The 24549-nt window shown below is 42.6% G+C and carries 21 protein-coding genes, 1 tRNA gene, 4 rRNA genes, 1 other RNA gene and 1 other annotated feature (1 of these 28 cut by a window edge); of the genes, 6 read left to right on the forward strand and 21 right to left on the reverse strand.

Translation table 11 applies throughout. From position 1 onward, the window contains the following. Positions 1-12: 12 nt before the first annotated feature. The 4 genes from A6754_RS00830 to A6754_RS00845 all read right to left on the reverse strand — a co-directional run bounded on the left by A6754_RS00830 (position 13) and on the right by A6754_RS00845 (position 2987). The gene (locus A6754_RS00830) at positions 13-453 is read right to left on the reverse strand and encodes a YaaR family protein (RefSeq protein WP_066441808.1); all 441 of its coding nucleotides are present in this window, start codon (positions 451-453) and stop codon (positions 13-15) included. 23 nt (positions 454-476) lie between these two features. After that, positions 477-806, reverse strand: a complete 330-nt coding sequence (gene darA, locus A6754_RS00835; RefSeq protein WP_066441809.1) for a cyclic di-AMP receptor DarA — start codon at positions 804-806, stop codon at positions 477-479. 87 nt (positions 807-893) lie between these two features. Then, a complete protein-coding gene (tmk, locus tag A6754_RS00840; protein ID WP_066441811.1) occupies positions 894-1529 on the reverse strand; it encodes a dTMP kinase in 636 nt (211 codons plus the stop codon). Positions 1530-1550: 21 nt separating this feature from the next. Continuing rightward, a complete protein-coding gene (locus A6754_RS00845; protein ID WP_066441815.1) occupies positions 1551-2987 on the reverse strand; it encodes an aminotransferase class I/II-fold pyridoxal phosphate-dependent enzyme in 1437 nt (478 codons plus the stop codon). A gap of 228 nt (positions 2988-3215) precedes the next feature. Here A6754_RS00845 and A6754_RS22225 point away from each other — a divergent pair, with 228 nt between their 5' ends. Continuing rightward, positions 3216-3416 carry a sigma factor G inhibitor Gin gene (locus tag A6754_RS22225; RefSeq protein WP_082851571.1) on the forward strand — a complete coding sequence of 67 codons (201 nt, stop codon included), beginning with the start codon at positions 3216-3218 and terminating at the stop codon, positions 3414-3416. Between the two features lie 91 nt (positions 3417-3507). Here the strand turns inward: A6754_RS22225 and rrf (A6754_RS00850) are convergent. From rrf (A6754_RS00850) to tadA, 11 genes are all read right to left on the reverse strand, one after another. Next, a 5S ribosomal RNA gene (gene rrf, locus A6754_RS00850) occupies positions 3508-3622 on the reverse strand. Positions 3623-3931: 309 nt separating this feature from the next. Continuing rightward, positions 3932-4048: ribosomal RNA gene (gene rrf / locus A6754_RS00855) — 5S ribosomal RNA — on the reverse strand. A gap of 72 nt (positions 4049-4120) precedes the next feature. Continuing rightward, positions 4121-7054: ribosomal RNA gene (locus A6754_RS00860) — 23S ribosomal RNA — on the reverse strand. Positions 7055-7413: 359 nt separating this feature from the next. Continuing rightward, positions 7414-8963, reverse strand: a 16S ribosomal RNA gene (locus tag A6754_RS00865). Together the 16S, 23S and 5S rRNA genes form the textbook arrangement of a ribosomal RNA operon. 457 nt (positions 8964-9420) lie before the next feature. Then, complete coding sequence (locus tag A6754_RS00870; RefSeq protein WP_066441817.1) at positions 9421-9684, reverse strand: pro-sigmaK processing inhibitor BofA family protein; 264 nt, start codon at positions 9682-9684, stop codon at positions 9421-9423. Between the two features lie 90 nt (positions 9685-9774). After that, the gene (locus A6754_RS00875) at positions 9775-9993 is read right to left on the reverse strand and encodes a YaaL family protein (RefSeq protein ID WP_066441819.1); all 219 of its coding nucleotides are present in this window, start codon (positions 9991-9993) and stop codon (positions 9775-9777) included. Positions 9994-10009: 16 nt separating this feature from the next. Further along, on the reverse strand, positions 10010-10606 hold the full coding sequence (recR, locus tag A6754_RS00880; RefSeq protein WP_066441822.1) for a recombination mediator RecR: 597 nt from the start codon (positions 10604-10606) through the stop codon (positions 10010-10012). A 269-nt stretch (positions 10607-10875) separates the two neighbouring features. After that, positions 10876-11196, reverse strand: a complete 321-nt coding sequence (locus A6754_RS00885; protein WP_066441824.1) for a YbaB/EbfC family nucleoid-associated protein — start codon at positions 11194-11196, stop codon at positions 10876-10878. 21 nt (positions 11197-11217) lie between these two features. Next, entirely contained in the window at positions 11218-12915 is a 1698-nt protein-coding gene (dnaX, locus tag A6754_RS00890) for a DNA polymerase III subunit gamma/tau (RefSeq protein WP_066441825.1), read from the reverse strand. A gap of 124 nt (positions 12916-13039) precedes the next feature. Continuing rightward, an RNA gene (ffs, locus tag A6754_RS00895) (signal recognition particle sRNA large type) lies at positions 13040-13304 on the reverse strand. 75 nt (positions 13305-13379) lie between these two features. Then, entirely contained in the window at positions 13380-13910 is a 531-nt protein-coding gene (tadA, locus tag A6754_RS00900; protein ID WP_066441826.1) for a tRNA adenosine(34) deaminase TadA, read from the reverse strand. An 85-nt stretch (positions 13911-13995) separates the two neighbouring features. Here tadA and A6754_RS00905 point away from each other — a divergent pair, with 85 nt between their 5' ends. The 4 genes from A6754_RS00905 (at position 13996) to A6754_RS00920 (ending at position 17397) form a co-directional block, all read left to right on the forward strand. Further along, entirely contained in the window at positions 13996-14565 is a 570-nt protein-coding gene (locus A6754_RS00905; RefSeq protein ID WP_066441828.1) for a cysteine hydrolase family protein, read from the forward strand. 36 nt (positions 14566-14601) lie between these two features. Then, entirely contained in the window at positions 14602-15888 is a 1287-nt protein-coding gene (locus tag A6754_RS00910) for a glycoside hydrolase family 18 protein (RefSeq protein ID WP_066441829.1), read from the forward strand. A gap of 173 nt (positions 15889-16061) precedes the next feature. Then, the gene (locus tag A6754_RS00915; RefSeq protein WP_066441831.1) at positions 16062-16712 is read left to right on the forward strand and encodes a deoxynucleoside kinase; all 651 of its coding nucleotides are present in this window, start codon (positions 16062-16064) and stop codon (positions 16710-16712) included. 16 nt (positions 16713-16728) lie between these two features. Next, positions 16729-17397, forward strand: a complete 669-nt coding sequence (locus A6754_RS00920; RefSeq protein WP_066441832.1) for a deoxynucleoside kinase — start codon at positions 16729-16731, stop codon at positions 17395-17397. Positions 17398-17522: 125 nt separating this feature from the next. Here the strand turns inward: A6754_RS00920 and A6754_RS00925 are convergent. The 6 genes from A6754_RS00925 to guaB form a co-directional block, all read right to left on the reverse strand. After that, positions 17523-17615: transfer RNA gene (locus A6754_RS00925), tRNA-Ser, on the reverse strand. Positions 17616-17713: 98 nt separating this feature from the next. Then, entirely contained in the window at positions 17714-18994 is a 1281-nt protein-coding gene (gene serS, locus A6754_RS00930) for a serine--tRNA ligase (RefSeq protein WP_066441833.1), read from the reverse strand. Between the two features lie 50 nt (positions 18995-19044). After that, positions 19045-19258, reverse strand: a binding site (T-box leader). Between the two features lie 74 nt (positions 19259-19332). Beyond that, positions 19333-19926, reverse strand: coding sequence for a pyridoxal 5'-phosphate synthase glutaminase subunit PdxT (pdxT, locus tag A6754_RS00935; RefSeq protein WP_066441835.1), 594 nt, complete (start codon positions 19924-19926; stop codon positions 19333-19335). 12 nt (positions 19927-19938) lie between these two features. Beyond that, positions 19939-20820 (reverse strand): pyridoxal 5'-phosphate synthase lyase subunit PdxS, encoded by an 882-nt coding sequence (gene pdxS, locus A6754_RS00940; RefSeq protein ID WP_066441836.1) that lies wholly within the window; start codon positions 20818-20820, stop codon positions 19939-19941. Between the two features lie 202 nt (positions 20821-21022). Further along, a complete protein-coding gene (locus A6754_RS00945) occupies positions 21023-22324 on the reverse strand; it encodes a D-alanyl-D-alanine carboxypeptidase family protein (protein ID WP_180320266.1) in 1302 nt (433 codons plus the stop codon). A gap of 259 nt (positions 22325-22583) precedes the next feature. After that, positions 22584-24050 (reverse strand): IMP dehydrogenase, encoded by a 1467-nt coding sequence (gene guaB, locus A6754_RS00950; protein WP_066441840.1) that lies wholly within the window; start codon positions 24048-24050, stop codon positions 22584-22586. Between the two features lie 108 nt (positions 24051-24158). Between guaB and A6754_RS00955 the strand changes: the two genes are divergently transcribed. Continuing rightward, positions 24159-24549, forward strand: the 5' end (the start) of a protein-coding gene (locus A6754_RS00955) for a YaaC family protein (protein ID WP_066441841.1). Its footprint extends 563 nt past the window's final position; 391 of the gene's 954 nt are visible here — the first part of the coding sequence; it begins with the start codon at positions 24159-24161; its stop codon lies off the right edge, out of view.

The raw sequence follows: 24549 nt of genomic DNA on the forward strand, positions 1-24549 counted from the left end.
AAAATCACTCTCTTACATATATAAATTAATGAGCAGTCCTTTAATTTCCCCAATCTTGCCTAGGAGATCAATGGACTTTCCTTCTTTGTTTAATGCTTCTTCAGTTAATAAGGCAAGCTCTTTATCAATGGTTTCGACAATTTTAAGCGTTCTTCCTTGCCCCATCTCATTCCAGCTATGGGATTGCTTCAGCTCCATGCCATAATCAACTGCTTCTTTAACAAAATTTTTGACTAAGGTTTTAAATTTAGCCATATCTTTAAAATTTCTCGATCTTCCCAGCCGTTCACCTGCTAAATCAATATCCTTCATTAATGCTTGAAGCTGTGAAAATTGCATCTTTTGTCCTTGTTTTTGAACAAGTTCATTAAATCTGGTTGAGGATGCAACTGGCTGACCATGATCTCGTCTTGATTTATCTAAATTCAAGCGCAAATCTTGATTGATTTTCATCATTTACCCCCGATTCACCTATTTTAGAAATGGTGAAACTGTTCTACTGGCAGTACAAACACGGTAGCTCCGCCAACCTCTACCTCAACAGGATAAGGGATATAGGAATCAGCATGCCCGCCCATTGGAGAAACGGGTGCAACTAATTGCTCCCTTGATTGGCAATTATCTTTTATGATCTGTAAAGCACGATCGACTCGAATATCTTCTGTTCCGATCATAAACGTTGTATTTCCAGATTTTAAGAAACCTCCGGTGCTTGCGAGTTTCGTTGCTCTAAAATTATTATCCACCAATGCATTCATTAGTTTATTACTGTCCTGATCTTGAATTACAGCTAATATGAGCTTCACCTTGCAATCCCCCTTCATTTCTTATCACTTTATCTTATTATAGCAATTATTTGCGCATGTAAAAGAGCTGGTAAAAAAAAGAATGTATTACTGCGCAGAAATTTTTTTAATAACCGCTTTTTTGGCTTCGCTAAAGACTTCTTCAAGTGACTTGCCTGCATCAATCACCTGAATTCTGTCTGGATAGGCTTGAACAAGCTTATGATAACCTTCCCTAACCAAATGATGAAATTGAAGAGTCTCTAAATCCAGCCGATTTACTTCTCTATCTTTATGTTGATTTATTCGTGCAAGACCTGTCTCTGACTCCACATCAAAGTAAAGTGTTAAAGATGGCATCATGTTTTCAATCGCAAATTGATTAATTGTAAGGACATTTTCCATGCCAAGACCTCTTGCATATCCCTGGTAAGCAAGGGAGCTGTCAATAAAGCGGTCACAAAGAATGATATACCCTTTTTCCATTGCGGGTATGACTTTTTCAACTAGATGCTGCCTTCTTGCTGCAGCATAAAGAAGCGCTTCTGTCCGGGCATCCATGCTCGTATTATTTGTATCCAGTATAACACTTCTGATCTGCTCTGCAATTTCAATTCCGCCAGGCTCACGAGTATACATGACCTGATATCCATCCGCCTTCAAGCTTTCAGCCAGCATGGTAATGACGGTTGTTTTTCCAGCGCCCTCAGGCCCTTCTGCTGTTATAAAAATCCCATTTTCCATTTAGTAACCCCCAGTTGTTTCTTATTTATATATAGTAATAAACCCTTTGATTAAATTCTCTCCTTGCTGAAATCTTGCACCCTTATCCAACAGCAATCTTAAGAGGTTGAGATCATCCTCAGTAATCCTCTCACCAGGGTACAATAAAGGGATTCCTGGCGGATATGGGATAACCATTTGAGCACTTATTTGACCAACAGCCATTGAAAGTGGAACTTCTGCTGAATGCATCTTTTTCATTTGTTCTTCATTTAATTCTACTTTTGTAATGGAAGTTTTACGAAATTTAGGTTTCTCCGTCTTTACACGGTTCATTTCATATGAAGAAACAGCCTCTTTTACTAACTGAACGGTTTGTTCCATAGGAAAATCCGTTCCCTGTTTCAGCAGCGGAAAAACAAATAATACGTTATAGGGGTCAGCTAATTCTGTAAATACTCCCTTTTTTTCAAGCTGCTCTTGCAGCTCAAAACCGCTTAAAGCTGTTTCAGATTGGATGGTTATTTTTAAGGGATCTCCCTTGCCATCTTGGAATTGCAGCAGTTTGATCCCTTTTATATTCATAAGCTCTGATCTGAAGGATGCAATCTTCTCTAACGTATATTGTTCATCCTCTTTTGTAAAAGAAGCTAAATAATGCCTTGCTAAATCGAGTGAAGCCATAATTGGATAGGAAGGACTGCTCGACTGTAAAATACTTAAGTATTTTCGGATAGAGCCTTTATCAATCCTGTCACTATTAATGTGTAAATAAGCACCCATTGTCATAGCTGGAAGCGTTTTATGAGCAGACTGAACTACAGCATCTGCCTTCAGCTTTACTGCAGATGGCGGAAAGTGATTGCCAGCAGCAAAATGGGCCCCATGTGCTTCATCAATTAGAACAGGTATATTATGCTGATGTGCTATCTCTATTATGGACTCTAAATCATTGATCATCCCATAATAATTAGGATAGGTAAGGATGATGGCCTTTGCATGTGGATAAAAAGAAAGTGCCTCCTCGACGACCGAGGAGGATATCCCTCCCGCTACTCCCCAATCCTCATGAAAATCGGGCTGTAAAAATACTGGTCTTGCCTTGACCAAGGAAATTCCATTCAAAACAGACTTATGGCAATTTCTTTGCACAAGCACTTCATCATCCTCTTTAAGTACTGCCATGATCATTGTCAAATTGCCGACAGTGGAACCATTAACTAGGAAGTAACTCTGCTTCGTCCTGTAAAAATCAGTGAGCAGCAGCTCTGCCTCTTTAATCATTCCTTCTGGAGAATGCAGATCATCCAGTCCATTCAACTCAGTAACATCAAGCTTTAAAATATGTGAAAAGTAATTATTCCAACTCATCTCTTGTACTAGCATTCCATTTTTATGTCCAGGCACATGATACGAAATTGGCTTCATCTTTATATGACTTAATAATGTTTCATATATGGGGTATCTATTCTGATCCATTTAAACACTCCGGAATTTAATATCTAATAATCCACTCTCTATTCTAACAAATCACTCGTCAAAAGAGGAGCAAACCAAAGTCAAATTAGAATAAATTGAGTTAGACATACACCGCCCCCTGGTTTTTAACATACAATGGATATGTAGGCATCCTGGGCTTATGAATTTTCTAAAAATTGTATTTACTTAAACAAATTTGGGCAGAATTAGTGTATGGAGGTGGAGTAATTGGATACACTATTAGCTAGCAAGGATTATAAGGTATGCGTAATCTGTGATCAGGCAAAAGTAAGGGGAATACATTTATACACTTCATTTATTTGTACAGAATGTGAAAGAGAGTTAATTTCGACTGACACAAGTAATCCAAAATATAAATATTACTTAACTAAATTAAAGAAAGTCACGACTCCTCAAATACTTTCATAAGGTTTCAATATTGTCAGATTAATATCATATTAAATAATATAGTTCATTTTGAACGCAAAAAGCACATCCATATAGATGTGCTTTTAATTTTGCCCGGCAGCGTCCTACTCTCACAAGGGGACAGCCCCTAACTACCATTGGCGCTGAGAAGCTTAACTTCCGTGTTCGGGAGGGACGGATATGACCTTCTCGCTATCATCGTTCGGAAATCGATAACCTTCACATCTCTTCGTCATCTCACTCGTCAAGGTCCTCACGTACCAACTACGTACGCTCCGGCCTTTCCTCAATCGATTCCTCGACCTGTTCGCTTCTCGCTTCCCTCACAGTTTGGTAAAAAGATATGTTGAGCAAACTTACATTTTTAAGACTATACCTTGCGGCATTTTAGGTCCTTCCTCCAATGCCAACTACATGCACTGGCTCTCCAATGTTTCTCAAAGTTAAACAGTCGTCTTCAATTTAGAATTTAAACTACAAAAAAGCACATCTATACAGATGTGCTTTTCCATGTTGCCCGGCAACGTCCTACTCTCACAAGGGGACAGCCCCTAACTACCATTGGCGCTGAGAAGCTTAACTTCCGTGTTCGGGATGGGAACGGGTGTGACCTTCTCGCTATCGCCACCGGACTATTTAATTGAAGAAAGGTTATTCCTTCAAAACTAGATAATGTCAGAAGAAGAATGAAGTAATGCCATTGTGTGGTTAAGTCCTCGAACGATTAGTATCAGTCAGCTGCACGTGTCGCCACGCTTCCACCTCTGACCTATCAACCTGATCATCTTTCAGGGTTCTTACTAGCTTGACGCTATGGGAAATCTCATCTCGAGGGGGGCTTCATGCTTAGATGCTTTCAGCACTTATCCCTTCCGCACATAGCTACCCAGCGATGCCCTTGGCAGAACAACTGGTACACCAGCGGTGCGTCCATCCCGGTCCTCTCGTACTAAGGACAGCTCCTCTCAAATTTCCTGCGCCCACGACGGATAGGGACCGAACTGTCTCACGACGTTCTGAACCCAGCTCGCGTACCGCTTTAATGGGCGAACAGCCCAACCCTTGGGACCGACTACAGCCCCAGGATGCGATGAGCCGACATCGAGGTGCCAAACCTCCCCGTCGATGTGGACTCTTGGGGGAGATAAGCCTGTTATCCCCGGGGTAGCTTTTATCCGTTGAGCGATGGCCCTTCCATGCGGAACCACCGGATCACTAAGCCCGACTTTCGTCCCTGCTCGACTTGTAGGTCTCGCAGTCAAGCTCCCTTGTGCCTTTACACTCTACGAATGATTTCCAACCATTCTGAGGGAACCTTTGGGCGCCTCCGTTACTTTTTAGGAGGCGACCGCCCCAGTCAAACTGCCCACCTGACACTGTCTCCCGCCCCGATCAGGGGCGCGGGTTAGAATTTCAATACAGCCAGGGTAGTATCCCACCGACGCCTCCACCGAAGCTTGTGCTCCGGTTTCTCAGGCTCCTACCTATCCTGTACAAGCTGTACCAAAATTCAATATCAGGCTACAGTAAAGCTCCACGGGGTCTTTCCGTCCTGTCGCGGGTAACCTGCATCTTCACAGGTACTATAATTTCACCGAGTCTCTCGTTGAGACAGTGCCCAGATCGTTACGCCTTTCGTGCGGGTCGGAACTTACCCGACAAGGAATTTCGCTACCTTAGGACCGTTATAGTTACGGCCGCCGTTTACTGGGGCTTCGATTCAGAGCTTCGCTTGCGCTAACCCCTCCTCTTAACCTTCCAGCACCGGGCAGGCGTCAGCCCCTATACTTCGCCTTGCGGCTTCGCAGAGACCTGTGTTTTTGCTAAACAGTCGCCTGGGCCTATTCACTGCGGCTCATCAAGGCTTTAACACCCTAATGAGCACCCCTTCTCCCGAAGTTACGGGGTCATTTTGCCGAGTTCCTTAACGAGAGTTCTCTCGCTCACCTTAGGATTCTCTCCTCGCCTACCTGTGTCGGTTTGCGGTACGGGCACCTAATCCTCGCTAGAGGCTTTTCTTGGCAGTGTGGAATCAAGAACTTCGGTACTATATTTCCCTCGCCGTCACAGCTCAGCCGTATGCAAGCGGGATTTGCCTCACTTGCAGCCTAACTGCTTGGACGCGCTAATCCAACAGCGCGCTTACCCTATCCTCCTGCGTCCCCCCATCACTCAAACGGATTTTGGTGGTACAGGAATATCAACCTGTTGTCCATCGCCTACGCTTTTCAGCCTCGGCTTAGGTCCCGACTAACCCTGAGCGGACGAGCCTTCCTCAGGAAACCTTAGGCATTCGGTGGATGGGATTCTCACCCATCTTTCGCTACTCATACCGGCATTCTCACTTCTAAGCGCTCCACCAGTCCTTACGGTCTAGCTTCAACGCCCTTAGAACGCTCTCCTACCACGGACACCTAATGGTGTCCATCCACAGCTTCGGTGATACGTTTAGCCCCGGTACATTTTCGGCGCGGAGTCACTCGACCAGTGAGCTATTACGCACTCTTTAAATGGTGGCTGCTTCTAAGCCAACATCCTGGTTGTCTAAGCAACTCCACATCCTTTTCCACTTAACGTATACTTTGGGACCTTAGCTGGTGGTCTGGGCTGTTTCCCTCTTGACTACGGATCTTATCACTCGCAGTCTGACTCCCATGGATAAGTCTTTGGCATTCGGAGTTTGTCTGAATTCGGTAACCCGATGAGGGCCCCTAGTCCAAACAGTGCTCTACCTCCAAGACTCTTACTACATGAGGCTAGCCCTAAAGCTATTTCGGAGAGAACCAGCTATCTCCAAGTTCGATTGGAATTTCTCCGCTACCCACACCTCATCCCCGCACTTTTCAACGTGCGTGGGTTCGGTCCTCCATTCAGTGTTACCTGAACTTCAACCTGGACATGGGTAGATCACCTGGTTTCGGGTCTACGACCACATACTCATTCGCCCTATTCAGACTCGCTTTCGCTGCGGCTCCGTCTTATCAACTTAACCTTGCATGTAATCGTAACTCGCCGGTTCATTCTACAAAAGGCACGCCATCACCCGTAAATGGGCTCTGACTACTTGTAGGCACACGGTTTCAGGAACTATTTCACTCCCCTTCCGGGGTGCTTTTCACCTTTCCCTCACGGTACTGGTTCACTATCGGTCACTAGGGAGTATTTAGCCTTGGGAGATGGTCCTCCCTGCTTCCGACGGGATTTCTCGTGTCCCGCCGTACTCAGGATCCACTCTGGAGGGAACGAAGTTTCAACTACAGGGCTTTTACCTTCTCTGGCCGGCCTTTCCAGACCTGTTCACTTACCTCGTTCCTTTGTAACTCCGTGTAGAGTGTCCTACAACCCCAAGAGGCAAGCCTCTTGGTTTGGGCTAATCCCGTTTCGCTCGCCGCTACTCAGGGAATCGCGTTTGCTTTCTCTTCCTCCGGGTACTTAGATGTTTCAGTTCCCCGGGTCTGCCTTCAATACCCTATGTATTCAGGTAAAGATATCATCCCATTACGGATGATGGGTTCCCCCATTCGGAAATCTCCGGATCAAAGCTTACTTACAGCTCCCCGAAGCATATCGGTGTTAGTACCGTCCTTCATCGGCTCCTAGTGCCAAGGCATTCACCGTGCGCCCTTTCTAACTTAACCAATGTTCGGAAATCGATAAGCGGCGTATCTCTGCGTCAGCTCTCTCACTGTGCTCCTCACGTACCAACTTCGTACGTTCCGGTGCTCGTTCGGTCGCTTCCTTGATCTACTTGCTTCTCGCTTCCCTCACGGTTTGGTAAAAAGATGAGTTGGTAACACATACTTTTTACGCTCGTGGTTATTACTCTTACTTAAAATAAATAAGAGAGAAAAAACTAAGATGGCGATTACTTGGTAATCTTCTTCTATTGCATTATCTAGTTTTCAAGGAACAAGTTATAATGAGAGATTGCTCTCTCAAAACTGAACGAACAAATAAAGACGTCTTTTAATGAAGATAAACTTCATTTCATCCTTAGAAAGGAGGTGATCCAGCCGCACCTTCCGATACGGCTACCTTGTTACGACTTCACCCCAATCATCTGTCCCACCTTAGGCGGCTGGCTCCAAAAGGTTACCCCACCGACTTCGGGTGTTACAAACTCTCGTGGTGTGACGGGCGGTGTGTACAAGGCCCGGGAACGTATTCACCGCGGCATGCTGATCCGCGATTACTAGCGATTCCGGCTTCATGCAGGCGAGTTGCAGCCTGCAATCCGAACTGAGAATGGTTTTATGGGATTGGCTAAACCTCGCGGTCTTGCAGCCCTTTGTACCATCCATTGTAGCACGTGTGTAGCCCAGGTCATAAGGGGCATGATGATTTGACGTCATCCCCACCTTCCTCCGGTTTGTCACCGGCAGTCACCTTAGAGTGCCCAACTGAATGCTGGCAACTAAGATCAAGGGTTGCGCTCGTTGCGGGACTTAACCCAACATCTCACGACACGAGCTGACGACAACCATGCACCACCTGTCACTCTGTCCCCCGAAGGGGAACGTCCTATCTCTAGGAGTGTCAGAGGATGTCAAGACCTGGTAAGGTTCTTCGCGTTGCTTCGAATTAAACCACATGCTCCACCGCTTGTGCGGGCCCCCGTCAATTCCTTTGAGTTTCAGCCTTGCGGCCGTACTCCCCAGGCGGAGTGCTTAATGCGTTTGCTGCAGCACTAAAGGGCGGAAACCCTCTAACACTTAGCACTCATCGTTTACGGCGTGGACTACCAGGGTATCTAATCCTGTTCGCTCCCCACGCTTTCGCGCCTCAGCGTCAGTTACAGACCAGAGAGTCGCCTTCGCCACTGGTGTTCCTCCACATCTCTACGCATTTCACCGCTACACGTGGAATTCCACTCTCCTCTTCTGCACTCAAGTCCCCCAGTTTCCAATGACCCTCCACGGTTGAGCCGTGGGCTTTCACATCAGACTTAAAGGACCGCCTGCGCGCGCTTTACGCCCAATAATTCCGGACAACGCTTGCCACCTACGTATTACCGCGGCTGCTGGCACGTAGTTAGCCGTGGCTTTCTGGTTAGGTACCGTCAAGGTACCGGCAGTTACTCCGGTACTTGTTCTTCCCTAACAACAGAGTTTTACGATCCGAAAACCTTCATCACTCACGCGGCGTTGCTCCGTCAGACTTTCGTCCATTGCGGAAGATTCCCTACTGCTGCCTCCCGTAGGAGTCTGGGCCGTGTCTCAGTCCCAGTGTGGCCGATCACCCTCTCAGGTCGGCTACGCATCGTTGCCTTGGTGAGCCGTTACCTCACCAACTAGCTAATGCGCCGCGGGCCCATCTGTAAGTGATAGCCGAAACCATCTTTCAGCTTAAGGACATGAGTCCAAAAGCATTATCCGGTATTAGCTCCGGTTTCCCGAAGTTATCCCAGTCTTACAGGCAGGTTGCCCACGTGTTACTCACCCGTCCGCCGCTGACTTCAGGGAGCAAGCTCCCATCTGTCCGCTCGACTTGCATGTATTAGGCACGCCGCCAGCGTTCGTCCTGAGCCAGGATCAAACTCTCCAAGAAAGAGTTGATTAGCTCTTGTGTACATAATGTACATTGTTGATTCCGAAGAATCTTTTTTTAAACGTTGACGTTTTATTGTTCGTTCAGTTTTCAAAGAGCAATTTTATTAACTCCGCCGCTCGGAGGCGACTTTATTAATATATCATTTATCAACCCGTTTTGTCAACATCTTTTTTTAATGTCTTTTCAAAGCCGAGTATGCGTCGTTGTGACGACTCTTAATATAATATCAGCGTGTATAGGCAAAGTCAACACTATTTTTATCTTTTTTTTAAAATCAAACATATTAAAGTTAAATACTTATTATTTTACATGGTGAAGTTTGAGATAGCTGAATAAATTCCTATATAAATACAGGAAAGTTAAAGTCACCTTTTTGACGCTATATAGATGAAATATAATACTATCTTTACATAAAAAAAGCCGAAGAGGACTAAAACTCTTCAGCTCTTCAATATTAAAGCACCCAAGTTTGGATCGCTACTAAAGAAAATAGACCTGGAATACCTAAAAATCCAGATATTGCAGAGGTAACCAGGTTAATGGGTACATGAATGCCAAACTGATTTCCAAAAGCATTTAGAAAAAATAAAAAGAGTGCTCCTATTAATAGTTTAACAAAGCTTTGTCCAATAAATCGGACAGGCTTCATTGGAGCTCCCATTAAGAGAACTAATAAAACCAGTCCTCCCAGGACCGAGATAACAATAATCGGATCCATAATTCTAATCTCTCCTCTCATACAACTTGTACTATTAAATTTATGTTTAATTTATACAAATAGACCTGAGAGCAGTGGTCAATTACAGATTTAATATCTAACTGTTACGTTTCTTTTTTTTGCTTCTTTAAATAGAAAAAAATATTTAGCTTCTGCCAGCTTAGCATCACTAATTGCTTCTTCGGTGATATCAAAGCTTTTCTCAACAAGGGTACTTTGATTTTTCCAATTGGACTTTAATTCTTCTATTTGAAGCAGCAGCTTTTCATCATATTCCTTCCGAAGCCAGCCCTTTTTACGAAAAAACATGTTCATTCCTCCAGATTTAAACTTCTCTTCTTCCTTCAAGCGCTTTTGACAGCGTTACTTCGTCGGCATATTCCAAATCGCCGCCGACTGGCAAGCCGTGAGCAATTCGTGTTGCCTTAATGCCCGATGGTTTTAAAAGTCTGGAGATATACATGGCTGTTGCTTCTCCTTCAATATTTGGGTTTGTAGCCAGTATAACCTCTTGGACAGTATCATCCTGAAGCCTTTTTAGTAAATCAGGGATATTTATATCCTCTGGCCCAATTCCATCCATTGGAGAAATCGCTCCATGGAGTACATGGTAGAGACCATTAAATTCTTTCATCTTTTCCATAGCAATGACATCTTTAGGATCTTGAACAACACAAATCAATGTTCGGTCCCGACGCTGATCCTCACAAATATAACATGGATCCTGGTCTGTAATATGGCCGCAAACAGAACAGTAGCTCAAGTTCCGTTTTGCATTAACAAGCGCTTTAGCAAAATCGAGTACGACGTCTTCCTTCATATTCAATACGTAAAAGGCAAGACGAGCTGCTGTTTTTGGCCCAATTCCCGGTAATTTCATAAAACTATCTATTAGCTTTGATATTGGTTCAGGATAATGCATAATATCCTCCTATATAGAAAAGCACAAGCGCCTGCCTCTGCCCCGACAAGTACAAGGGATAAGACGAACCAGACAGCAGGCGTACTTTGACCTTTTTCTGGACTCGCTTAGACCCTAAGAGAGGCTAGTCGCTGGAGCTAAACACTATTCTTATCTTTTTTATCATTATAATAAGAAATTGCACTGATTTTTCAAATGTAATAAAACAGCGCCGCACGAATCGAGGTAAATTGCTTAGTAAACCTCTGGCTGCGGCGCCTGTTATATCATTAGAACATTCCTGGCAGGTTCATTCCTTTTGTGAATTGGCCCATTGTTGAATTTGTCAGCTCATCCGCTTTCTTTAAAGCGTCATTTGTTGCTGCCAATACTAAATCCTGAAGCATTTCGATATCTTCTGGATCAACAACCTCTTCCTTAATATTCACTTCAAGCACTTCTTTGTGACCTGAAACAATGACAGTTACCATGCCGCCGCCAGCTGTTCCTTCAATTCTTTTTTCTCCCAGCTCTTCTTGAGCCTCGGCCATTTTCTTTTGCATCTTTTGCATTTGCTTCATCATATTTTGCATATTACCCATTCCACGCATAGTTATTAAACCTCCATTATTTTAGTCTTTAATTTCAAGCAGTTCATCACCAAATAGTTTCTTTGCTTCAGCAATAAATGGCTCCTCTTCCCTTGCTTCAAAACCATCATCGCCATCTGAATCATCACGCTGGTTTTGAATAAAATTTTCTCTGATATCCATCCACTGTTCATCTGGGACACCAACCATCTGCATTCTCTTTCCGATCAGTTCGTAAAGAGAGTTCGTCAGTGTTTCAAGGAATCGGCTATTATCCATAGCCATTTGACAGTGTATTTCGTATTTAAATTTTATAATAAAAGCCTGATCTGAGGCTGCTACAGGCTCAGCTTCATTAAGTAGCGCTGCCTGTGATCTCATTTGATTATGAACGAGTTTGTCCAGCATTTCTCCCCAGCGGCTTTTAATACTAATAAGATCCTGCTTTGTTGCATTCTTTAAGATTTCATTTATTTTCCCGCTTGGTGCCTGGTAGCCTTTACGTGAATTTCTCGTCTGCTTCTTTGCCACAGGCTGCTCAGCAGGTTCTTTTGCCGAAACGCCATTTTTCCTTAACTCCAGCACTTCCTGCTCCAGCTGATTGATTTTATCTAAAAGCGGCTTCATATCCGCACTAGAAGCAGGCGAACCACTGCGCTCCAACTGGCAGAGCTTCATAATGGCTACCTCAAGGAAAATTCTCGGATGGTTTGTCCATCTCATTTCCTGCTGTGATTTGCTCAGCACTTCTATAAGTTCATAGATCTCTGCCGCATTGATTTCATCGGAAAGAGATTTGAAGTCATCATCCAGCATAACTCTCTCCATCGACTCTTCAAGAGTTGGTGCCGCTTTGTATAAGAGCATATCCCGATAATATAAGATGAAGTCTTCAATAAAACGCGATGGATCTTTCCCTTGAAACAGCAGTTCCTCCAATGCCTCTAAGCCGGCAGCAGCATCCTTTTGCTGAACAGCCGATGCTAGCCTGTTAAGGAAATTCTGTGAAACCGCGCCAGTTACCATTAGTGCGTCCTCTTCAGAAACCTTCCCGTCACTGAATGATATAGCCTGATCGAGCAAGCTTAAAGCATCACGCATACCGCCCTCTGCTGCTCTGGCGACAATTTGCAATGCCTTTTCATCATATTGTATGCCAGTTTCATCTACAATCAGCTTCATTCTGCCAACAATAGCCTGTGCAGTAATTCGCTTAAAATCGAATCTTTGACATCTGGAAATGATGGTAAGAGGAATTTTATGAGGCTCTGTTGTTGCCAGTATAAAAATAACATGCTTCGGCGGTTCTTCCAATGTTTTTAATAAAGCATTAAAAGCTCCAATGGAAAGCATATGAACTTCATCGACAATATAGACCTTATACTTTACTGAGCTTGGTGCATACTTCACTTTATCACGAATATCCCGAATCTCTTCGACACCGTTATTGGATGCGGCATCAATTTCAATCACATCCGGAATGGATCCATCTGTAATGCCCCTGCATGCCGAACATTCGTTGCAAGGTTCATTAATAGGTGCACGTTCACAGTTAACGGCTTTGGCTAAAATTTTCGCCGCACTCGTTTTTCCTGTTCCGCGCGGCCCAGAGAATAGGTATGCATGTGAAATTTTATTGTGAAGCAGGGCGTTCTGCAATGTCTTTGTCACATGTTCCTGTCCGACTACATCAATAAATTGCTGCGGACGCCAAACACGATATAAAGCCTGATAGCTCATTGACACGCCCCCTTCCTAATTTATTGTCTTGTCTATTATAACTTATAAAAAAGTGTTTTTCCAAAACCAAATGTAAAAAACTCACCCTAAATATAGAGTGAGTTTGTACTTATTCATATAACTGCCGTGCACCTTCCGTCGACTGATGCCCATAAGCGTTACTTAAGCAGTTAGCTCAGCCCAGGCAACCCTGCGGCACATGGGAGCGTCCACTTAATGCTGCTTCCTTCCGGACCTGACATGGTTCATGGATTCCCATTGCGCAGGACCCGGGCGTCAACACCACTTACTTAAGGCAGACCCTACAGGATATCAGCCTCAGGAAGGGATTCAGCCTCGCTAGAGCGGATTGCGAGTACAGGGCACCGCTACCTCCCCGCCTAGCACGGCAAAGTTGATACCAATATTAAGGCGTCTTAATGACGCATAATTAGTATACTAATATTCAATATAAAAAGCAACGCTTATCCATTGTCAATTTCTGTAACGTCATCTATCCCTTGTCTGCTCAGCCTTTTTGCTTCCTTCTTTCGATTTCTCAGTTCTCTGAAAAAGGTTGAAAGCAACTCACCGCATTCCTCCTCAAGCACCCCGGAAACAACTTCACTTTGATGATTGAATCGGCTTTCCTGCAGCAGATTCATCAGTGTCCCCGCACAGCCGCCCTTCGGATCTTTTGCTCCATACACTGTCCGCTTAACTCTAGATAAGACAATTGCACCGGAACACATGGGGCACGGCTCTAGTGTAACATATAAAACTGCATCCTCTAGTCGCCATGTCCCAAGCCGCTGACATGCTGCATCAATAGCAAGAAGTTCCGCATGTGCAAGTGCGTTTTGATCTGTTTCCCGCAGATTATGAGCTCTTGCTACAATTTCACCATTATAAACAATCACCGCTCCAATCGGAACTTCCTCAAGCAGCTCTGCCTTTTTGGCTTCCTTTATCGCTTCCTTCATATAATACTCATCTTCATTGTATTCCACTTGCATTCACTCCTGCGTCACCCTCTTAAAGCAAGGTATGATTAAAAACCTAATTTTAAACTACACTAACGCTAAAGGCGATGATTAAATTATGACCAAACCTATAGCTCCTGCTCTCATTATTATAGATATGATCAATGACTTTCAATTTAAAGAAGGTGCTTTATTAGCAGAAAAAGCAGATCACCTTACAGTACCCATTAATGCCTTAAGGGCTTATTTTCACCATCATCACCACCCGGTCATTTATGTAAATGATCACTATAATTTATGGCAGGCAAATCTTTATAAAATTATCGATTATTGCAGTAATGATATAAGTGATAAAGTCATTCAAAAAATCCAGCCTCGTGATGACGAGTATTTTTTAATTAAGCCGAAGCATTCTGGATTTTTTGGAACAGCATTAAATACTCTGCTGAATCAGCTTAACATTGATACGCTGTATTTAGCAGGAATTGCTGGTAATATTTGCGTCCTTTTTACCGCCAATGATGCTTATATGCGCGAATATCAATTGGTCGTGCCCGAAAATTGTATTGCATCCAATTGTGATGAAGATAATCAATATGCTCTTCTCATGATGAATCAGGTGTTAAAAGCAAATATTGATCCCATTTCTGAAGATAATTATAACATTACTGGCAAGTTCCCTTCATAAAATGGTAGCAGTGTGTGTAATAAGGAGGGAATTGCTATGCAAATTCATGTTGTTCGTCCTGGTCAGTCATTAACAAGTATTGCAGGGGCCTTTGGCACAACCGCAGAAGACTTGATAGAAGCAAATGAAATACCCAATCCTAATAATCTGGTCGTCGGCCAAACACTTGTTATTCCGATCGTCGGCAGCTTTTACTGGGTTCAGCCCGGTGATAGTCTTTATTCCATTTCTCAGCGTTTTGGCTTATCTTATCAAGAATTGGCTGCAATTAATGGCCTGTCTGTTAACCAGCCGCTGCAAGTTGGATTCCGTCTTTATATTCCACAGCAGCCAAAAGCTTCTGCCGAGTTTAATGCGTATGTAGAACCACGGGGAACCACCGTTGCTCCCGCCCTTGAGGAAGCTGCACGTGAAGCTGCTCCTTATTTAACCTATCTGGCTCCATTTAATTTTCAGGCTCTTCGGGATGGTTCTCTGCGTGAGCCGCTCTTAAATGACTTTCCTGCTATTGCCGCAGCGAACAACAATGTTTTAATGATGGTCATCTCCAATCAGGAAAATGACCAGTTCAGCGACGAGCTTGGCCGCATTCTTCTGAATGATATGGAAGTGCAAAATCGATTCTTAAATAATATTGTGGAAACAGCACGAAAATATGGCTTTCGCGATATTCACTTTGACTTTGAATACTTGCGCCCAGCAGATCGCGAAGCATATAACCAATTTCTCCGTCGCGCAAAACAGCGATTCCAATCGGAAGGCTGGCTGCTCTCCACAGCTCTTGCTCCCAAAACAAGTGCTGAACAGCAAGGTGCCTGGTATGAGGCGCATGATTACCGGGCACATGGGGAGATTGCAGACTTTGTGGTCATCATGACGTACGAATGGGGCTATAGCGGCGGGCCTGCCATGGCAGTATCTCCGATTGGCCCGGTTCGAGACGTGCTAGAATATGCAATTAGTGAAATGCCTTCAACCAAAATTTTAATGGGGCAAAACTTATATGGATACGATTGGACTTTGCCCTTTGTGCAAGGATCAGTCGCAAGAGCAGTCAGTCCGCAGCAGGCGATCCAAATTGCAGCTGATAATAATGTAGCGATTCAGTATGATACACGTGCACAAGCACCTTTCTTCCGCTACAGGGATAATGAAGGAAGAGATCATGAAGTATGGTTCGAGGACGGCCGTTCCATTCAGGCTAAATTCGACCTGGTAAAGGAGCTTAACTTAAGGGGAGTGAGCTACTGGAAGCTAGGTTTAGCCTTTCCGCAAAACTGGCTCCTCATCTCTGATAATTTTAACGTGACAAAAAGAGCTTAAAAGCAGATATTCGTATGTTGAACAGCTTTCCTTCAGAGGAAGCTGTTTTTCTTTTCTCCTATATTTTCCCCCATATCACAGCATATTAAAATGTGGTAAAATAGTTAGACGTGCTTAAAATTGATTATTAAATAAATCCCATAATCGTATGTGGCGGTGAGTAGGAGGATATCATGGGGGAAATACCTTTTTTAACTGTAGAAGGACCAATTGGTGTGGGCAAGACATCACTTGCGAAAGCAATCTCTGAACACTATCAATTCACACTCTTAAAAGAGATTGTTGACGAGAACCCTTTTTTAGGGAAATTCTACGATAATATTGAAGAATGGAGCTTTCAAACGGAAATGTTTTTTCTTTGCAACCGTTATAAGCAGCTTAGCGACATTCATCATCATTATTTAAATAAAAACAAGCCTGTTGTGGCAGATTATCATATATTCAAAAACCTTATTTTTGCGCAAAGATCTCTGAATGAAAGTGAATATAATAAATATTTAAAGATCTATGATATTTTAACAGCAGATATGCCCAAACCAAATGTCATCATTTATTTGGATGCGAGTCTTGAAACGCTCTTAGATCGAATTAAAATGCGCGGCAGAGAAATTGAGAAAAATATTAGCCCATTATATTTAGAGCAATTATCGATTGATTACCAAAATGCTATGAATGATTTTGAAGCTAAGCATCCAGATATTCCTGTCCTTCGCTTTAACGGTGATAATCTTGACTTTGTAAAAAATAAAGAAGACTTACTCCATATTTATAATGAGCTATCGAATGCATTAGAAAAGAAAAAATGCATTGACCATAAGAATTAAAAGGGGCCTAATGGATATGAACTTAAGAGAAAAGTACAATATACCTGCAAATTCGGTTATTACGATTGCCGGCACAGTGGGTGTCGGAAAATCTACGATGACTAACGCATTAGCAAATGCACTTAATTTCCGCACTTCCTTTGAAAAGGTTGATACGAATCCTTATTTGGACAAGTTTTATGCTGATTTTGAACGCTGGAGCTTCCACCTGCAAATTTACTTTCTTGCTGAACGCTTTAAGGAACAAAAAAGAATTTTTGAGTATGGCGGAGGCTTTATTCAAGATCGTTCTATTTATGAAGATACTGGCATTTTTGCAAAAATGCACTTTGAAAAAGGGACGATGTCTCCTGTTGACTATGAAACGTACACAAGTCTCTTTGATGCGATGGTCATGACTCCTTACTTCCCTCATCCAGACTTGCTGATTTATTTAGAAGGTTCTATTGAAGACATTTTAGAACGTATTCATGAACGCGGCCGTCCAATGGAGCAGCAGACACCTGTAGAATACTGGAAGGAAATGCATCAGCGTTATGAATCATGGATTGATGGCTTTAATGCTTGCCCAGTCCTGCGCTTGAACATTAATGAATATGACATTATTGCGCAGGAAGGATCCATTGAACCGATTATCGAACGCATCTCCCACTTTATGAAACAAACACAATTACTAAAGAAATAAACCGCTGAAAATCAGCGGTTTATTTTTTCTATGGAAAGAGATTCCGGACAAAAGGAAAACCGCTACTGAAACAGCAGCGGTTAGATAATCTCCATATATTTATGCGCGTGTAATGTCAAATATAATGGCGGAGGAAGAGGGATTCGAACCCCCGCGCGGTTTAACCCGCCTGTCGGTTTTCAAGACCGATCCCTTCAGCCGGACTTGGGTATTCCTCCGTATCGACAAGAATTAATATAACATGTACAAAAATGAAAGTCAACATTATTTTAATATTTTTTTGAGCGGGCAAAACACCCGCTCAAAATGGCTTTATTTATGCTGGAGAAATAACATCTCTGTTCCCCATATATGGGCGTAAAACTTCTGGAATGACCACACTGCCGTCAGCCTGCTGATAATTTTCTAAAATAGCGGCAACCGTACGGCCGAGCGCAAGGCCAGAACCGTTTAATGTATGAACATGCTCTGGTTTGCCCTTTGGATCACGGCGGAAGCGAATGTTTGCTCGGCGTGCCTGGAATGCCTCAAAGTTACTGCAAGAAGAAATCTCACGGTATGTGTTATAACTTGGAATCCAAACCTCGATATCATACTTCTTCGCTGCTGTAAAACCTAAATCTCCTGTACACATGCTCATTACACGGTATGGCAGACCAAGCAGCTGCAGAACCTTCTCGGCATCCTTGGTTAAGCTTTCTAACGCAGCATAAGAATCTTCTGGTTTAACAAATTTCACAAGTTCTACTTTATTAAATTGGTGCTGACGGATGAGACCTCTTGTGTCACGTCCTGCTGAACCTGCCTCAGAACGGAAGCAGGCACTAAAAGCTGCATATTGAACAGGTAGCTGTTCTCCATCCATAATCTCGTCACGGTGCATATTTGTAACGGGTACCTCAGCTGTTGGGATCAGGAAATAGTCTTCACTTTCAATTAAGAAAGCATCCTCCTCGAATTTCGGAAGCTGACCTGTTCCTGTCATGCTTGCACGGTTTACCATGTATGGCGGCAAGACTTCCTGATATCCATTTTCCTCTGTATGAAGATCAAGCATAAAGTTAAACAACGCACGCTCAAGACGAGCTCCCAGCCCTTTATAAAAAACAAAACGGCTGCCTGTTACTTTGCTGGCTCTTTCAAAATCTAAAATACCAAGAGCATCTGCTACATCCCAGTGCGGCTTTGGTTCAAAGTCAAATTCCTTAACTTCTCCCCAGTTCCAAGCCTCTACATTATCATCCTCTGTTTCACCGACAGGAACACTCTCATGCGGGATGTTCGGGATGCTTAGGAGTAATAGATTTAGTTCCTCTTCAACAGCACGCTGCTCTTCATCAAGCGTTTTAATACGGTCTCCTACCTCACGCATTTCAGCAATTAATTGGTCCGCATCCTTTTTTTCACGTTTTAAAAGAGCGACCTGCTGAGACACTTCATTTCTTCTGCTCTTCAGCTGCTCTGCCTCAACGATAATTTCACGTCTTTTTACATCCAGATCTTCAAACTTATTTAAATCTGTTAAATCCTCTCCGCGATGCTGCAGCTTTTCTTTAACACCTTCAAAATCTGCTCTTAATACTTTAATATCCAGCATGTTTTCTGCCTCCTAATGTTTTATAGAACACAAAAAACTCCCATCCCCAAAAAAGGGACGAGAGTTACCCGCGTTGCCACCCTAGTTGAAAGCATGAGCCTTCCACCTTAATTCTGTAACGGTATTAACCGGGAGCTATTACTCACAAATGCTTTCCAAGCTCCGCTCAAGGATGGATTCACAAGCCACATTCGCCGATTTCCACCAACCATCGGCTCTCTAGAGAATGACATACCTGCTACTGCTTCCTCTCAATGCTTTCACTATACGTTTTAGTAATTCATAATTTACTACAATTATGCCTCATTTGCAACTCTATTATGCTTAGAATTTGAAAGTCATTGTTTTGCTAATGGCTTTTTCGCTTCTTTTACCATATTAATAAAATACTGAGTTAGTCGATGATCATCAGTTAATTCAGGATGAAATGAAGAGCCGAGAAACTGGCCTTCTCTTGCGGCCACAATCCGCCCTTCATGTTTAGCTAATACCTCAACATTTTCATCAGCTTCGACAATATGCGGCGCTCGGATAAAGACAGCTGTGAAATCTTCAGCTACATCGGCAATATCTAAGTCTGCTTCAAAGCTCTCTTTTTGCCTGCCAAAAGAATTTCTCTCCACCTTCACATTTAAAGCTCCGATATGCGGCTCTTCATAGCCAACAATTTGCTTTGCCAATAATATTAAACCTGCACATGTGCCAAACATAGGTTTACCTGAATCCGCAAATTCTTTGAGTTTTGGCATGAAGTCGTACTTATCAATCAGCCGGCGCATCGTTGTGCTTTCTCCGCCAGGGATGATTAGACCATCAGCCTCTTCCAGCTGCTCTATCTTTTTAATAACGATCGCTTCTGCTCCACAGCTTTCAATTGAACGGACATGTTCTCTTACTGCACCTTGCAGTCCTAATACCCCTATTTTTATCATTGTATCTGCTCCTTACCAGCCGCGCTCCTGCATTCTTGCTTCTGGAGCCAGGGAAGAAATTTCAATTCCCTTCATTGGCGTGCCAAGTTCTTTAGATAATTCAGCAATCAGCTTATAATCCTGATAATGTGTTGTTGCTTCTACAATCGCACGAGCAAACTTAGCTGGATTCTCTGATTTAAAAATACCAGAACCGACAAATACACCATCAGCACCTAACTCCATCATAAGTGCTGCATCTGCTGGCGTTGCAACTCCTCCCGCTGCAAAGTTTACAACTGGCAGACGGCCTAAGCTGCGGATTTCAAGAAGCAATTCATAAGGAGCACCTAAAAGCTTTGCTTCTGTCATGAGTTCATCTTCGCTCATGTTCGATACTTTGCGCACTTGTGCATTAACCTTTCTCATATGGCGGACTGCTTCAACGATATTTCCTGTTCCTGGTTCACCTTTTGTGCGAAGCATTGAAGCTCCTTCACCAATTCTGCGAAGTGCCTCTCCAAGATCCCGGCATCCGCAGACAAATGGAACTGTATAATCTCTTTTATTTAAATGATATTCTTCATCTGCTGGAGTTAAAACTTCACTTTCATCTATGTAATCTACACCCATTGCCTCGAGCACACGCGCTTCGACAATATGACCAATTCTAGCTTTAGCCATAACCGGTATAGAAACAGCGTTCATTACTTCTTCCATAATACGAGGATCTGCCATTCTAGCGACACCGCCTGCAGCACGGATATCAGATGGTACTCGCTCTAACGCCATTACAGCAACAGCGCCAGCCTCTTCTGCAATTTTCGCCTGTTCTGCATTCACAACGTCCATAATCACGCCGCCTTTTTGCATTTCTGCCATGCCACGCTTAACTCGATCTGTACCTGTTTTCATGTTAATCCCCCTTTTATCCTTGCCATCTTTTTAATTGATGGATCTCTTCCATTATAAATTGAATCTTCTAAAAGGAAAATACAATTTATCTGATCGGATAAATCTGTTTAGAAAAAGATATCATCTTAACCAAAACATTTTCATAAAAAAGAACCCTGTCAGTGACAGGATTCCTTAAACTTACACAAATATTCAGCGGAAATTAAAACCAGCCCTTTACAGTGGAAGATACACTGCCCCAGATGTCGCTAAAGAAGCCTCCCACACCTCTCATGGAGAGCACAAACCAGTTTGCCTTCTCTACGTCCTCTGCAGCTATAACATCAACTGTAATGGTGCTCTGTCCTGCTTCAGATAGGAAGTCCATATCCCCATCTGCTCCTTCGAGTGTTAATTCACCAATCTTATCACCTTTTTTTACTGGAGCAGTCAGCTGACCATCTTCATTTAATTTATCTTCATCAATCACAAGTACGGGTTTATAATTTTCTGCTTCCCCGTTCTTTACGATTAAAGATATCGCTTCAGCTGTTTCAATGTTCACTTGATCCTCTTTACCCTTTACAACTGGCAATGATTCAGTTCCTTTTACCGTATAGCCTGCAGGGAGAATTTCTTCCTCACTAAAATTAGCAAAGCCATAATCAAGCATTTTCTTCGTTTCATCAAATCTGGATTTATACGATGCTGAACCATCATCATCCTTCGCATTCATGACAACAGTAATATAGCGGGTACCATCACGCAAAGCGGTACCTGTAAAGCAATAGCCGGCAAAATCAGTTGTACCTGTTTTAAGGCCATCTACGCCTTCATAACCATATACGAGATCAGGAAGCATCCAGTTCCAGTTTTCCATTTCAATTCTATCATCTGTGCCTTCTCTAAAGACTTTCTCAGGAATACTAGTCGTTTCAAGTATTTCTGGGTACTCATTAATTAGAGCAGAAGCTAGCTTGGCAGTAGCTCTTGCAGACATAACATTTTCCTCATCCGGATTGCCAGCAGGAATTGTCCCTTTTAAGTCTCTGTTATTTAAACCAGAAGAGTTGACGAATTTATAATCTTTTAAGCCAAGCTCCTCCGCCTTTTCATTCATCATTTTTACAAAATTAGTTTCTGAACCAGCAATGGTTTCAGCAATAGCTATAGTAGCACCATTTGCTGAGTAAATAGACATTGCCTCATATAGTTCTTTAATATTATAAGTACCGTCTCTTCTTAACGGTACATTTGATAATGCTGTATCTTGTGAAACTTTCCATACATATTCACTTACCGCATATTCTTGATCCCATGTAACTTTGCCTTCTTCAATAGCTTCAAGCAGCAGGTATTCTGTCATAATTTTAGTCATGCTTGCAATTCCAAGCACTTTGTCTGCATCTTTAGAGTAAAGAACCTTTCCCGTTTCTGCCTCTACTAATATAGCGGCATCTCCATTGATGCTAAGTACATCCTCTGCTTTTACTGCCCCTATACCAGGGAGAAGACTAAATGCCATAACAAGTGTTAGTAATCCTACAACAAACTGACGATAAAAAGTTCTTTTCAACCTAAAGACCTCCAACTATTTTTTGCAGCTTTTGTTATTTTATCATAACTCTATTACAAAAAGTAGCTTGAGTATTTACCTATTCTTGTCTGCAACTATTAAAAACTCTATTGCTTTTGTATGAGTTTATCAGGAACATTTGGTAAAGGCTCTGTCATAACTAATATTAAAAAAGGCAGAGAACGTGATGTCTCTGCCCGGCATACAATTATTGAATAGAATAGTTTGGTGATTCTTTCGTAATCTGCACATCATGCGGGTGGCTTTCTCTTAATCCAGCACCTGTCATGCGGATGAATTGTGCATTTTCCCGTAATTCTGTTAGATCTTTTGTTCCACAGTAACCCATGCCAGAACGAAGTCCGCCAATCAGCTGATAAATTGTATCTGATAATGGTCCTTTGTAAGGAAGTCGGCCTTCAATACCTTCTGGCACAAACTTTTTATTATCCTCTTGGAAATAACGATCCTTTGATCCTTTTTCCATTGCCCCTACTGATCCCATTCCACGATATACTTTAAAGCGGCGACCTTGGAAGATTTCTGTTTCTCCAGGACTTTCTGATACTCCAGCAAGCAAGCTGCCAAGCATTACAGCATGTCCGCCTGCAGCGAGTGCTTTAACGATATCTCCAGAATATTTAATGCCGCCATCAGCAATAATCGTTTTTCCATGTTTTCTTGCCTCTGTAGCACAATCATAAACAGCTGTAATCTGTGGTACACCGACACCTGCTACAACTCTTGTTGTACAGATGGATCCTGGCCCAATGCCGACTTTAACTACATCGACACCCGCTTCAATTAACTCTCGGGTAGCATCTGCAGTAGCGACATTACCTGCAATAATAGCCAGTTTAGGGTATGCACTGCGAATTTCTTTGACTGTATCAATAACACCTTTTGAATGCCCATGTGCTGTATCCACAACAATGACATCGACCTGTGCTTTTGCAAGCATTTCAATACGCTTCATGGTATCTTTCGTTACGCCTACTGCGGCACCTGCCAGCAATCTTCCCTTCTCATCCTTAGCTGAATGAGGGAACTCAATCACTTTTTCGATATCCTTGATTGTAATTAATCCTTGCAATGTTCCTTCTTGATCAACAAGTGGAAGTTTTTCAATTTTATATTTTTGCAGAATTTTTTCTGCCTCATCTAATGTCGTACCTACTGGTGCGGTAACAAGGTTTTCTTTTGTCATCACATCAGATATTTTAATAGAAAAATCTTGAATGAAACGAAGATCACGATTTGTTAAAATTCCCACAAGCTTTCGTTCATCTTGATTATTAACAATCGGAACGCCGGAAATTCTGTATTTTCCCATTAAATGCTCAGCATCAAATACTTGCTGTTCAGGAGTAAGGAAAAATGGGTCTGTAATAACACCGCTTTCGGAGCGCTTTACTTTATCAACCAAGTCCGCCTGCTGCTCAATTGACATATTCTTATGAATAATGCCAAGTCCGCCTTGACGAGCCATTGCGATGGCCATTTCAGCCTCAGTTACTGTGTCCATTCCTGCACTAATAATTGGAATATTAAGCTTGATCTTTTCAGTCAATTGAACACTTAAGTTTACATCCTTCGGCAATACCTCAGATTTTGCTGGTACAAGTAAAACATCATCAAACGTTAAACCTTCTTTAACGAACTTATTTTCCCACATATTTTTCCCTCCTAGACGAAAATATTATTAGTAGGTTATCAATTGGACAAAATACTGTCAAGAACCCTAGCATATGTTAGATTTTTCAGATTATTAAGAGGTGTTATTATGTCCAATATTTTTGAAGGATGGGAGTCCTTTGTTTCATATTATTCTGCAAGCCATGTTCAAGCTTATCTAAGAAAATGTTATCAAAAACAAGGCTTTGATCAACCGGAGCAAAAGAGCTTTGAAAACTGCTACCCCTTTATCTATTACATAGAACATGGTCAAATTTATTACGAGCAATCTGAAGCTGCTCCACTGTTAATTAAGCCCATTCTGTCTTTTTATGGATTAGTTCATTTAATTAAAGCTGCGATTTTAACAGTTGATCCCAACTATCCAGAAACGACTTCAGTGCTTGCTCATGGAGTCTCTGCTAGAAAACGAAAAAAACAGCAGTACTGTTTTTTCAACGATGAAGTAAAACTGCAAAAAAGTGGATTATTTCCATTTA

This window comes from Cytobacillus gottheilii, from assembly GCF_001636345.1.
In the GTDB taxonomy this organism is placed as follows: domain Bacteria; phylum Bacillota; class Bacilli; order Bacillales; family Cytobacillaceae; genus Cytobacillus; species Cytobacillus gottheilii.

Excerpts from the sequence above, each read along its gene's own strand:
- A6754_RS00920 (WP_066441832.1), top strand. The coding sequence starts at position 16,729 with ATGAACTTAAGAGAAAAGTACAATATACCTGCAAATTCGGTTATTACG.
- A6754_RS00915 (WP_066441831.1), top strand. The coding sequence starts at position 16,062 with ATGGGGGAAATACCTTTTTTAACTGTAGAAGGACCAATTGGTGTGGGC.
- A6754_RS00945 (WP_180320266.1), bottom strand. The coding sequence starts at position 22,324 with ATGGCATTTAGTCTTCTCCCTGGTATAGGGGCAGTAAAAGCAGAGGAT.
- pdxT (WP_066441835.1), bottom strand. The coding sequence starts at position 19,926 with ATGATAAAAATAGGGGTATTAGGACTGCAAGGTGCAGTAAGAGAACAT.
- A6754_RS00885 (WP_066441824.1), bottom strand. The coding sequence starts at position 11,196 with ATGCGTGGAATGGGTAATATGCAAAATATGATGAAGCAAATGCAAAAG.
- A6754_RS00905 (WP_066441828.1), top strand. The coding sequence starts at position 13,996 with ATGACCAAACCTATAGCTCCTGCTCTCATTATTATAGATATGATCAAT.
- recR (WP_066441822.1), bottom strand. The coding sequence starts at position 10,606 with ATGCATTATCCTGAACCAATATCAAAGCTAATAGATAGTTTTATGAAA.
- A6754_RS00845 (WP_066441815.1), bottom strand. The coding sequence starts at position 2,987 with ATGGATCAGAATAGATACCCCATATATGAAACATTATTAAGTCATATA.
- A6754_RS00830 (WP_066441808.1), bottom strand. The coding sequence starts at position 453 with ATGAAAATCAATCAAGATTTGCGCTTGAATTTAGATAAATCAAGACGA.
- tmk (WP_066441811.1), bottom strand. The coding sequence starts at position 1,529 with ATGGAAAATGGGATTTTTATAACAGCAGAAGGGCCTGAGGGCGCTGGA.
- serS (WP_066441833.1), bottom strand. The coding sequence starts at position 18,994 with ATGCTGGATATTAAAGTATTAAGAGCAGATTTTGAAGGTGTTAAAGAA.
- A6754_RS00875 (WP_066441819.1), bottom strand. The coding sequence starts at position 9,993 with ATGTTTTTTCGTAAAAAGGGCTGGCTTCGGAAGGAATATGATGAAAAG.
- guaB (WP_066441840.1), bottom strand. The coding sequence starts at position 24,050 with ATGTGGGAAAATAAGTTCGTTAAAGAAGGTTTAACGTTTGATGATGTT.
- tadA (WP_066441826.1), bottom strand. The coding sequence starts at position 13,910 with ATGCAAGTGGAATACAATGAAGATGAGTATTATATGAAGGAAGCGATA.
- pdxS (WP_066441836.1), bottom strand. The coding sequence starts at position 20,820 with ATGAAAACAGGTACAGATCGAGTTAAGCGTGGCATGGCAGAAATGCAA.
- A6754_RS00910 (WP_066441829.1), top strand. The coding sequence starts at position 14,602 with ATGCAAATTCATGTTGTTCGTCCTGGTCAGTCATTAACAAGTATTGCA.
- A6754_RS00870 (WP_066441817.1), bottom strand. The coding sequence starts at position 9,684 with ATGGATCCGATTATTGTTATCTCGGTCCTGGGAGGACTGGTTTTATTA.
- dnaX (WP_066441825.1), bottom strand. The coding sequence starts at position 12,915 with ATGAGCTATCAGGCTTTATATCGTGTTTGGCGTCCGCAGCAATTTATT.